The sequence below is a fragment of the Aquabacterium sp. UBA2148 genome (assembly GCF_002328915.1).
GTDB classification, from domain to species: Bacteria; Pseudomonadota; Gammaproteobacteria; order Burkholderiales; family Burkholderiaceae_C; genus Aquabacterium; species Aquabacterium parvum.
The window spans coordinates 1-1,044 of record NZ_DCXA01000275.1 but is presented as its reverse complement, the minus strand read 5'-3'; the positions used below and the strand labels follow the sequence as shown (position 1 = coordinate 1,044).

At 64.8% G+C, this 1,044-nt stretch carries 1 protein-coding gene; it reads left to right on the top strand.

Annotated elements, in window-relative coordinates:
* Positions 1-252 precede the first annotated feature (252 nt).
* A partial coding sequence (locus B2W70_RS15435; protein ID WP_286747004.1) for a hypothetical protein occupies positions 253-1,044 on the top strand: 792 nt, incomplete at its 3' end.

Sequence of the window (1,044 nt, the reverse complement as noted above, 5' to 3'; positions counted from 1 at the left end):
CGGCGGTGGCAGCCAGGGCCAGCAGGCCACGACGCAGGACTTGGGCGGGACGTTGAGAGCGCATGTCGGGTCTCCGTTGTGTGATGGGGAAATTGTTTTCCACCCCGGTCTGTGTGCGGGATTGTGGAGATCCACATTCGCGGACCTCCGGATGCGTTTGTTGGCATCCAAGGCCTAGACTGAGGCACGTCCATGCACTCGTTTACCCCTGGTTTCGTGAGCCCTCCTGTCAGCGTTCCTCCGCGTCCGGCCTTGTCCGTGCCACCCCAGCCCCGGCTGAGGTTGTTCGGCTCGCCTGTGCGTGCACTCAAGACGCTCTGGGCCTGGCCGCTGATCCTGTCGCTGCTGGTGGTGGTGGGCGTCATGTTCTGGTTGCGCAGCCAGGAGCAGGCCGCCCTGACGTCGCAGCGCGAAGAAATGATCTCGGATGCCTTGTCGCTGGAGGCGCAGATCAACGGTCGGCTCGATGGCGAGCTCGCTCAGTTGCGCATCCTGGGCGACATCATCGATTCCGGGCGCCTCCGGCCGGAGGTTTTCGCCAGCCACCCGGTGTTGCTCGATGGCATCCGGCGTTTCTGGGTGAGCGTGACCTGGATCGGACCCGATGGGCGCATCCAGGCACACCAGCCCGATGATGTTTCAGCCGTGGGCGACACGCGGCGCCAGTTGAGCGACGACGGGGGCTTGACGGGGCACCTGTCGGTGACATTGCACAGCGTGAACGACCACCCTGGCGGGCTTTTGGTGGCGCGGTTTTCGGCTGCGGCCCTGCTCAGGCAGAAGGTGCCTTGGTGGTTGGCCAGCAAGTACGACATCCGCCTGGTTGACCAAAGCGACGACATCATTGCTGCGACGGTCGAAACCCCTCGCGATGAAAGTCTGGCCTGGTACCGCGTTGCCCTGGGCTCGTCCTTGCCCGGGGTGTGGCTGGAGCTCACTTCGCGCGAGCGGGTCGAGCCCTGGTGGCGAACGTTGCCCGTGGCGCTGATGCTGGGCTTCCTGGGGCTGATCGCGGGCGCGTCTTTCATGTTGCGCAAGCAGATG